The organism is Sediminibacterium sp. FW305-C-61 (genome assembly GCF_058231065.1).
The window spans coordinates 1-9,678 of sequence record NZ_JBIQXR010000010.1; the positions used below are offsets into that span (position 1 = coordinate 1).

The following is a 9,678-nucleotide window of genomic DNA, read 5'->3' on the forward strand; positions in this document are numbered from 1 at the left end:
GCTAATATTACTAATGCTAATATTACGAACCTGACTGGTCTGACTAATATCAGTATCACTGGTACAATCAGTGCAGGTAATGTAAGCACTACAAGCATCACCAGCGGATCAGGTACATTCGATAATATCACCGTAACTGGTAATATCGTTGGTGGTACGATCAGCGCAACCTTAAATGACGGGACTCAGAACAGCATCACTAACCTGGCAAATATCCAGAACATCACTGCTACTGGCACCATCAGTGCAGGTACATTGAGTGGATCATTAAGTGATGGAGCACAGAACTCAATCACTAATCTGGCTAACGTAACCAGCTTAACTGCTACTACGGCTAATATCACTAATGCTAATATTACGAATCTGACTGGTCTGACTAATATCAGTATCACTGGTACAATTAGCGCAGGAACAGTAAGTGCAACTAATGTGACTGGAACCAATGGCACATTCGATAATATCACCGTAACTGGTAATATCGTTGGTGGTACAATAAGTGCAACCTTAAACGATGGTACACAGAACAGCATCACTAACCTGGCTAATATCCAAAGCATCACTGCTACTGGAACTATCAGTGCGGGTACATTAAGTGGAAGCCTGTCAGCAGGAGCTCAGAACAGCATCACGAACCTTGCTAACGTAACAAGCTTAACTGCTACTACGGCTAATATCACAAATGCAAACATTACGAACCTAAGTGGTCTGACTAATATCAGTATCACTGGTACAATCAGTGCAGGCACTGTAAGTGCAACTAATGTAACTGGCACAAACGGCACATTCGATAATATCACCGTAACTGGTAATATCGTAGGTGGAACAATCAGTGCAACCTTAAACGATGGTACTCAGAACAGCATCACTAACCTGGCTAATATCCAGAACATCACTGCTACTGGTACAATCAGTGCAGGTACTTTAAGTGGAAGCCTGTCAGCAGGAGCACAGAACAGCATTACAAATCTTGCTAACGTAACCAGCTTAACTGCTACTACGGCTAATATCACAAATGCAAACATTACGAACCTAAGTGGTTTGACTAATATCAGCATCACTGGTACAATCAGTGCAGGTAATGTAAGCACTACAAGCATCACCAGCGGATCAGGTACATTTGATAATATCACCGTAACTGGTAATATCGTAGGAGGTACCATCAGTGCAACCTTAAACGATGGTACACAGAATAGCATCACTAACCTGGCTAATATCCAGAACATCACTGCTACTGGCACCATCAGTGCGGGTACTTTAAGTGGAAGCCTGTCAACAGGAGCACAAAACAGCATTACTAATCTGGCTAACGTAACCAGCTTAACTGCTACTACAGCTAATATAACTAATGCAAACATTACGAACCTAAGTGGTCTGACTAATATCAGTATTACTGGAACAATCAGTGCAGGCACCGTAAGTGCAACCAATGTGACTGGCACAAGCGGTACATTCGATAATATCACCGTAACTGGTAACATTGTCGGCGGTACAATCAGTGCAACCTTAAATGCAGGAACACAGAATACAATCACTAACCTGGCAAATATCCAGAACATCACAGCTACTGGAACCATCAGTGCAGGTACATTGAGTGGATCATTAAGCGATGGTGCACAGAACTCAATCACTAATCTTGCTAACGTAACCAGCTTAACAGCTACAACAGCTAATATCACTAATGCTAATATTACGAACCTGACTGGTCTGACTAATATCAGTATCACTGGAACCATCAGTGCAGGTAATGTAAGCACGACAAGTATCACCAGCGGATCAGGTACATTTGATAATATCACCGTAACTGGTAATATCGTAGGTGGAACAATAAGTGCAACCTTAAACGATGGTACACAGAACAGCATTACTAACCTGGCTAATATCCAGAACATCACTGCTACTGGCACCATCAGTGCGGGTACATTGAGTGGTTCATTAAGTGATGGAGCACAGAACAGCATTACAAACCTTGCTAATGTAACCAGCTTAACAGCTACTACGGCTAATATCACTAATGCTAATATTACGAACCTCACTGGTCTGACTAATATCAGCATCACTGGTACTATTGAAGCGGGCACTGTAAGTGCAACGACAGGTAATTTTGCTGGTATTAATAGTACTGGCACAATAACTGCCGGAATTCTAAGTGGTACTTTAAGTGCAGGAACACAGAACAGTATTACGAATCTGGCAAATGTGTCTGCGATTACAGCTACAACAGCAGCGATCACTAATGCGAATATTACGAACCTTACCGGGCTATCTAATCTGAGCGTTACAAATACCTTACAGGCTGGAACAGTTAGTGCAACAACTGGTAATTTCTCAACGGTTAATACAAGTGCTATCACAGGCTTAACTACATTGGCTGTTACTGGTACTATTCAGGGTACAACCGTTAGCGCAACTACCGCAAATCTTACCAACGCAAATATTACAGGAACTGCTACTGCTGCAACTGTAAGTGCAACTACTGGTAATTTTAGCAATGTTAATGCAACTGGTACCATCAGTGCAGCAACACTGAGCGGAGCGTTAAATAATGCATTAAGTGTATCAAATGGTTTGTTAGCAAATAATGCTACAAACACTACTTATAATGGTTCTGCCGCAGTAACACTTAAAGTTGATACCAGTATCGTAGGTACCAGGGCCAGGATGGATAGTATAGCTATGCGCAAATTCAATGTGGCTGATACCATCATCTTTAATAGTCGTATCAAAACAACGGATACAGCCCAAATGTTAAATGGAGCTGAATTTGCACTGGATATTCCAAGAACAGGTTACGCACGTTATGGTCATGTTCTAAAATATAAAGATGTAGATTCAGTTATGTCTCCAATCTATCTGAAGATATTGGATACAAGCTTAATGCTAACACCATATCTAGACAGGTTAAATAGTTTTGAAGCAGATTCATTCCCGGCAGTACAGAGCCGCATTCAAAGTAAATCACCATTAGCAGGATCGAGTGCATTGGTTACTGTAGGTACCATTACTTCAGGTACATGGAGTGCTACAATAATAGACCCATCCAAAGGTGGTACAGGGGTAAATAATGGATCACGAACGATAACTTTGGGCGGTAACCTAACAACCGCAGGTGCATTCAACACTACGTTTACAACAACGGGTACAACGAATGTAACCTTGCCGACTGCAGGAACACTTGCAACCTTATCGGGTACAGAAACCTTAACGAATAAAACGATTAATGCTTCGAATAATACCTTGACGAATATTACCGGTTCATCCTTGTCACCTAACACAGTTACATTTGGTAATTTCCAGCAAATCAGTACAACCACTTTGTTAGGCCGAAGTACGGCAGGAACTGGTAATGTTGAGCAAATAACTATCGGCGCCGGTCTTACACTTACTGGCGGTGAACTTAGCGCAACCGGTGGGGGTGGAAGTGGAACAGTTACTTCTGTGTCTGTAAGTGGTGGTAACGGTATTGGTGTGTCTGGATCACCAATTACAACAAGTGGTACAATTACTCTTTCATTGGGTAATATTACCCCTAGTTCAGTTGCCGCATCAGGTACTGTTGCAGGTTCTAACCTGACTGGTACAAATACCGGTGATGTAACGCTTGCTGGACAAAACTATCTGTCGCTAAGTGGTCAACAAATCACCGCTAATGCAGTTAACTTATCTGGCACAAATGTAACAGGCATACTGGCTGCCGCAAGATTCCCTGCCTTAACCGGTGATGTTACAACAACTTCAGGATCATTGGCAACTACTATCGCAACAGATGCGGTTACAACCAGTAAGATCCTGAACTCAAATGTTACCCTGGCAAAAATCCAGAATATCTCTACCGCGACCTTCCTTGGTAGAAATACTGCAGGTACTGGTGTAGTTGAAGAGCTGAGTACGGCAGTTGCTAAATCAATGTTAGCATTGACCAAATCAGATGTTGGATTAGGTAACGTTGAAAATACTGCATTGTCTACTTGGGCAGGTAGCACAAATATCACAACCCTTGGTACAATCGCAACCGGTACCTGGAATGGTACTGTTATCAGTCCAACTTATGGTGGAACGGGCGTTAACAACGGATCAAGAACCATTACATTGGGTGGTAACCTTACTACCAGCGGTGCATTTAATACAACACTAACTGTGAGTGGTGCTACCAACGTTACATTACCAACAACTGGTACATTGGCTACCTTAGCTGGTACAGAAACGTTGACTAATAAAACAATTAACGGATCGAATAATACCATAAGCAATGTGCCAGCTGGTACGCTTTCTGGTACAACATTGGCATCGAATGTGGTTTCTTCAAGCCTTACATCAGTTGGAACCTTAACAGGATTAACTGTAAATGGTGCAATAGTATTAAATAACAACATTAATTCTACAACAAGTATCAATACGGGTACTTCAACAAGTGATGTTACAATTGGTGGTGCTTCAAATGAAGTAGGTATTGGTGGTGCTCCAAGTGGATCATATAAACTGGAAGTATTTGGTAGGTTAAAAACCAATGCTATCAACGAAACTTCTGACCAACGATATAAAAAAGATATCAAGACAGTTGATAATGCCCTCGATAAAGTACTTGCTCTCAGAGGTGTAACCTATTTGTGGAAAACTGAAGAATTCCCTGATAAAGGATTTGAAAACAATAAACAATTAGGTCTGATAGCACAGGAAGTTGAAAAAATTGTACCTGAAGTAGTTAGAACAGATGAAAAAGGGTATAAAACAGTAGAATATTCTAAATTAGTAGGTCTGTTGATTGAAGCAATAAAAGAACAGCAGACAATCATAGAAAAACAACAGTCTGATAAAGACAGGATCAAGAAACTGGAAGAAGAAATTGGAGCTATCAAAAAACTGTTGGAAATATTAACCAAAGATTCAAAGCCTGGAAAAGGCACTGAATAAATAAATTACGCTGATTTGATTTTATACAAAAGCTTCAACACATACATTGAATATGTTTTGAAGCTTTTGTATAAGCAAATAGCGTAGAGGCCCTGAGCATTACATAATAATAAGGTCTGTATTATCTACAGAAAAAACAGGTATTTTGTTAAGTACACCTGTGTACTTACTCCTGATACTTGTCCTCTATTGTCATTTTTGTGCGGGTCAGTTTCGCGACTCAATCTTAAAAGATGATAATAGAGTGATGAGATATATGACAGGAATATTTTTCTTCCGGCCCTTTAAAGCCGTAAACTGTGTAAGTCGTGTTGCTTGCCTGGTTTGTCTCTTTATTACACTTTTTACTATAAAAACAAATGCTGCCACAATTACTTCCTCAGCTGCAGGTGGTAACTGGAATTCAACAGCCTCTTGGTCTGGAGGCACTATTCCAGGAATAAATGATGATGTTATAATCGCCGTAAACGCATCAATAACCGTAACGGATAACCGATCATGTAATTCATTAACCTGGGCTGCCGGTGCAATATCAGCCAACAGAACACTTACCATAAACTCAGGGGTAACACTTACCATAACCAATGCATTGACGTATGTTAACCCTGCGGCTAACTTTAATAGAACGGTAAGTGTTTCCGGTAATTTAAACTGCGGCTCAATATCAATGCCTACAACAGGCGGAAATACGCAGGATTGTGTACTTTCTATTGCAACTACTGGTGTTGTAACTATTACCAATAATTTGATTATGGCAACAACATTTGTCAGAAATCATATCGATATGGTCGGTAATGCTGTGATTAATATCGGGGGTAATGTCGGTAATGCTGCAACCCCAACAGCAGTTGGTGGCGGTTTTACAACTCCGCCTACTACAAGTACGATAAACCTAAATGGAACGTCTACACAGAATGTTTTTTTGTATGGAGGAGCAGCAGCGTTAGGAATATTGAAAATCAATAACCCTGTAGCAGTTACCAGCCGTTCAACAATGACGGTTACAACACTAACGATAGGAGATATTACATCAAATAGTGTTTTTAAAGATAGTGGCTATCAGGTAACAAGTACCGGCACATTAAACATGAATAACGGGTCAAGTTTTTTGCTTGGGCGCTCTACCGCTGTAACAACTTTTCCAGCTTTTGCTACCCGGAATATAGCTCTGGGAACAACGGTTGAATATTTAGCATCTGGTGCAGCCCAAACGATATCAATTACCCCAAGCTACGCAAACCTTGTATTTTCAGGTGTATCTAAAACAGTATCAGCCGGCACATTAACTGTTCGTGAAAACTTCACGATAAATACCGGAGCTACCTGTAATGCGGGAACGAATAATGCAGCCATTACCATAGGAGGCGATTTTACAAATAGTGGCACATTTACAACCGGAACCGGCCTTGTAACCTTTAATGGAACAACGGACCAAAGCATCACGAGTGTAAACACCTTAACTTTTAATGGAGGGTTAACGATAGGCAATAGTGGAGGGGCAATAGTTACAAATACAAATGCTACACTAGCGATACCGACAGGTGATGTAATGACTATTAATAGTGGATCCATATTTTATGCAGGAGCTAATGTGATCAATGGAGCAGGCACATTTACATTGTCATCCGGTGGCACGCTAGGTATCGGCTCCTCTGGAGGCATAGCAGCAGTGGGTACAAACAGTGGTAATGTACAAACCACCACAGCGCGCAACTATAATACGGGTGCGAATTATATTTATAATGGCACAGTAAACCAGGCAGAAGGCAATGGCTTACCAGCGACGGTAAATAATCTTACGATAGATAATACGGGCGGAGGAGGAAACAATACAGTAACGATGGAGTCGAATGTATCTGTTACATCAAATCTGTCAGTATTGAATGGGGTATTGGATCTGGTAACATTTACAGCAAACCGAAGTGCAGCAGGAGGCACATTAACGGTCTCGAATGGAGCAAGTTTGATCATAGGAGGCACGAATACTTTACCCTCGAACTACAGCACCCATTCGATAGGTAATACAAGTACGATAGAATACGCTGGTACCACGAATGTAGTTGCAGCACTGAACAGCGGCCAGTCATACGGCAATTTAGTGATTAGTGCAAGTGGTGCAACCACAACGAACTCTTTTTCAGTAGTTCGAACATTAACGGTAAGTGGTAGTATGGTAGCGAGTGCGGGAACGGTAACAATGAGTAATGTATTATCGTCGATAGACAATAGCGGCACATTGAGTTTTTTCAATCTAACGGTGAGTGCGACACCCACATCGCAATCTCAGTATAATACAAGTTTTACGGTATCGGGTGCATTGTCAACGAGTGGAGCGATCAATTTTTCACCAGCAGGAGGCACGATAACGATGTCAGGTTCATCGGGCTCAATCAGTAATGCGAGTGGAACTTTGGCATTTAATAATTTAACGGTGAGTGGAACAACGGTAAGCAGTACGGGAAATTTTAGTGTAGTATCCACGATGTCTGTAACGGGCGTATTTAATCCATCAGCCACAAGTGTAATAAGCGGAGCAGGCACCCTGAGTGGCACTGGCACGGTGAATGTAACGCGAACGGCAGCCACACCGAGTTTGGCGGGTCAGTATACGATAACGAATCAGACATTGGGAAGCCTTACGGTGAACTATAACGGAGCCGGAGCCCAGACAGTAAGTGCCGCTGACTATGGCACACTGGTAATCAGCACAAATGGCACAAGAACGGTAACATTTGTAAATGGAGGAACGGTACGGGTATCGAATGTATTTACGCCCACAGCCACCACCACTACTTATGTGGTAACAGGTAATACCTTTGAATACAATGGAAGCGGGGCTCAAACGATCACGGCTTTTACCTATAATAACCTGATTTTAAGCAATGCCGGTGCAAAAACTGTACTTGCAGGGACTACGGTTAACTGCCAGACCGTTGAAATAAATGATAATGCCGTATTAACCCTCCCGGATACCAGTGTTTTGAACGTACAGGGCTAAAATCTCTAATCTTTTTTTAATATTGGATTTACTATCTTTGAAATGAGCAAAAATACAGCCTTAGCATAAGTGTGTTTTATAAAGCACTTACGTCAAAGGATTTTAACTAAACTCTGGGCATAATCGCATCATTTCTGCTTCTTATTAAGAGGAGTAAAAGAAATGAGAGTTCGATTATGCAGTTAACTTTCTGTCTTTTTTAAACAGTAGTTACTGCAGTAATAGCGGTTTTATTAAACCCTGACCTGTAGTAATATGTGTAAATCCTGGCATAGCCTAAGAGCTTTGTTCAATACGTTTGTTATTGGCAATAATATCTTTTCTAAAAAGATAAGATACATTTTTATTCTATCTCTTGCTCTTGTTCCCATTATTGTTCAATCAGCTACTATAACATCTGTTGCAGCCGGAGGAAACTGGAACGCAGCAGGTACATGGGTAGGTGGTACCATTCCTGGTTTGGCAGATGATGTAATTATTGCTGTTAATGCTTCAGTAACAGTAACGGATAACCGGTCATGTAATTCAATTACCTGGGCCGCAGGAACACAAACTGCTACCAGAACCCTTACTATCAATGCAGGTATAACACTCAATGTTACTAATGCTATTACCTATATTAATCCAGCGGCTAACTTTAATAAAACAGTGAATGTTTTAGGGACATTAAACTGTGGATCTGTAACTATGCCAACAACAGGTGGTAATAGTCAGGATTGTATTTTATCAATCGGAACTGCAGGTACTGTCAACATTACAGGTAATTTAATTATGACCACAACCTTTGCACGTAACCATGTAGATATGGTAAATGGCGGAGGTAGTGTATTGAATATTGGGGGCAATGTGGGTAATGCGGCTAACCCTACTGCCGCAGGTGGCGGTTTCACTAATCCCAGAACGATTAACCTTAATGGAACACTCCCTCAAAACTACTGGCCTGCCACAGCAGGTACTGCAGCGCTTTTCAAAGTAAATAATGCTTCCGGAGCCATTCTTCGCCTGGCAATAACGGTTTCAAATCTTACCATCGGAGATGTAACTTCAAATAGTTTATTTTCAGATAGTGGGAATACAGTAACCTGTACAGGTACTTTGAATCTGAATAATAGCAGTACATATAGATTAGGCAGGTACTCCGGTGGAGGCGGTACTGCAACCGCTTTTCCCGCATTTGCAACAAGAAATATTGATTTAGGTACAACAGTAGAGTATGCACATATAAATGCGGCGCAAACGGTATCAATTACTCCGAGCTATGCAAACCTTGTATTTTCAGGTGTATCTAAAACAGTATCAGCCGGCACATTAACTGTTCGTGAAAACTTCACGATAAATACCGGAGCTACCTGTAATGCGGGAACGAATAATGCGGCCATTACCATTGGGGGTGATTTTACCAATAGCGGCACATTTACAACCGGAACCGGCCTTGTAACATTTAATGGAACAACGGACCAAAGTATAACGAGTGTAAACACCTTAACTTTTAATGGAGGGTTAACAATAGGCAATAGTGGAGGGGCAATAGTTACAAATACAAATGCTACACTAGCGATACCTACGGGTGATGTAATGACTATTAATAATGGATCCATATTTTATGCAGGAGCTAATGTGATCAATGGGGCAGGCACATTTACATTGTCATCCGGTGGCACGCTAGGTATCGGCTCCTCTGGAGGCATAGCAGCAGTGGGCACAAACAGTGGTAATGTACAAACCACCACAGCGCGCAATTACAATACGGGTGCGAATTATATTTATAATGG

General features: G+C 41.4%; 3 protein-coding genes. All 3 read left to right on the forward strand.

Going from position 1 to position 9,678, the window contains the following annotated elements:
- A partial coding sequence (locus tag ACH30E_RS16840; RefSeq protein ID WP_490825759.1) for a tail fiber domain-containing protein occupies window positions 1–4,908 on the forward strand: 4,908 nt, incomplete at its 5' end.
- Window positions 4,909–5,164: 256 nt separating this feature from the next.
- Complete coding sequence (locus ACH30E_RS16845; RefSeq protein WP_490825760.1) at window positions 5,165–7,906, forward strand: beta strand repeat-containing protein; 2,742 nt, start codon at window positions 5,165–5,167, stop codon at window positions 7,904–7,906.
- Window positions 7,907–8,161: 255 nt separating this feature from the next.
- Window positions 8,162–9,678, forward strand: a 1,517-nt coding sequence (locus tag ACH30E_RS16850) for a beta strand repeat-containing protein (protein WP_490839014.1), incomplete at its 3' end; no start/stop codon positions are given.